A 1,925-nucleotide genomic window follows, 5' to 3' on the forward strand; every position below is an offset into this window, starting at 1 on the left:
GTGAGGTCGGGCAGAACAGGAACTCGTGCCAGGAGACCGACCGCGTCCACCGCGGGGTCGAGCCCGACGGCGCCCGGCAACTCGCCTCCGACAAGATCGATGTCCGGCTCTCGGACTTTCGGCGCTGGCCGTGCACGCCCTCAACAATGCGGTAGCTCACCGCGGCGACGTGGCCGATTGCGTGGTCCACACCGACCGAGAATCGCAATTTCGCAGGTGGCGGAGCGTCCGATCCGTCGGCCTGTGGCCCTTGCTCCTCGGCCACCATCTCGTCGCCAGTGAGTCCAAGCAATATCGCAGCCTTCGCCGAGGTGGGTGATCACCGGCGTGGCGGTACCAATGCTGAGATCCACCCGGTACAATTGCACGCAGGCCAAGCGGCGCTGCGGGCTCTCTTTGTGTCCCAACTCTTTTCATTGTGTTCCAACGCGTCCCATAACCTGCGGATCTGCCGGTGAAGGTGTTCCCGTCGGATCCCAGCGGCGAACTGGCGATCCATCCGCTCGGGCCTCCTACTGGACAACAGCATCGGAGCCGAGAACCGTATCGCCGGATCCACGTGCCCGGATGACCAGAACTTGAACTGTTCCGGATTGCTGCGAGAACGTTCGACGCAACAATGGGAGAGCACCAGGAGGCCATGAGGCGAAGGTCCGCCGCGGCGATACGGGAGACGCTGGCGGAGGACCGTCAGCTGTCGTATCGACTCCAGTCAGCCGACACCCCGACCGACCAGTCGAGGGCGTCGACCCTGGTCAGTAGCGGATCGGCGTTGCCGCGGCAGTAGCCCGCCAGCACGCTGAAGTTCCGTTGACGCGACCAGTTGGAATGATCACCGACGATGACGAGCCGGCGCTTGGCGCGGGTGATGGCGACATTCAACAGGTTCGGGGTCTCGGACGCCCAGACTCGTGAGCCGTTCCCGTCCGTGGCCGTGCCGAGGACGACGATGACGATCTCCGCCTCCTTGCCTTGGGTGGTGTGCACCGTGCCGAGCCGCTTCAGCGACGACGGCAGCCGACCGCCCAGCGCCTGCCGCAGACCGTCGACGACCGCTTTGAACGGGCTGACCACGAAGACCGCCTCCGCGACGCGACGCTTCAGCTCGGCAGCCTTGCTCCGGTCGTCCGTCGCCCAGTCGGGCGGATCATCCCCCGAGTCGAGGAGCTCGACGTTCATCCGGTCGCGCATTCTGCTGCGCACCAGATCCAGTGTGGCCAGAACGTAGCGGCCGTCGGCGGGATTCCACTTGTCGCCGGACGGCATGGCAGGCACATGCAGCCACGTGTTGCGGGTCAGCAGATCGGGGCGCGAGGGTTCACCGGTGCCGAACACCATCAGATTGTCGTAGGCGATCCGGTTGCTCACCTCGAACATCAGGCGGTCACACCGTCGATGCACGCGCAGCGGCGCACCCACCCACAGTGCGTCCTGCTCCACTCCGGGCAACCAGGTGCCGAAACGATTCAGCCGGTCCGCGATCGACTGCACCGACGAACCTTGCGGCGTCCATTGGGCATCGACTCCGAACGGCGCACACAACCGACGCTGACCCGACCACGGCAGGGTGTTCACCGGTTCGAGCTGCCGTGGGTCGCCGACCACCACGGCGCGTTACGTACGCCAGAGTGCGCCGACCGCGGCCTGCGGAACCGCCTGTCCCGCTTCGTCGATGAACAGCCAGCCCAACGACTCCCGGCCGAGGGCGTCGAACATGCGTGACACGGAGGCGAAGGTCGTGGAGATCACCGGCACCACGAAGAACAGCAGCTGCCAGGCGGCGAGCACGGTCTCGGCGGGCAGATCGGCAGGTGCCCGGCCACGCACCACGTCCATGACGCCGAACAGGCTCTGCCGCATCAGTTTCGGCTCCGAGGTGAGCGCGGCGAAGTGCAGGTTCAGCGCGGCCAGGAACAGTTCGGTTC

The 1,925-nt window shown here is 66.1% G+C and carries 3 protein-coding genes; all 3 read right to left on the reverse strand.

Annotation, left to right across the window (positions count from 1 at the left end):
* On the reverse strand, nt 1-190 hold a 190-nt coding region (locus ACFWPJ_RS31620; protein ID WP_378857010.1), incomplete at its 3' end, for a hypothetical protein.
* A 500-nt stretch (nt 191-690) separates the two neighbouring features.
* Complete coding sequence (locus ACFWPJ_RS31625; protein WP_378857012.1) at nt 691-1,491, reverse strand: AAA domain-containing protein; 801 nt, start codon at nt 1,489-1,491, stop codon at nt 691-693.
* Nucleotides 1,492-1,614: 123 nt separating this feature from the next.
* A partial coding sequence (locus tag ACFWPJ_RS31630; protein WP_378857014.1) for a hypothetical protein occupies nt 1,615-1,925 on the reverse strand: 311 nt, incomplete at its 5' end.

The sequence above is a fragment of the Nocardia sp. NPDC058497 genome (assembly GCF_042720195.1).
Taxonomy (GTDB): Bacteria; Actinomycetota; Actinomycetes; order Mycobacteriales; family Mycobacteriaceae; genus Nocardia.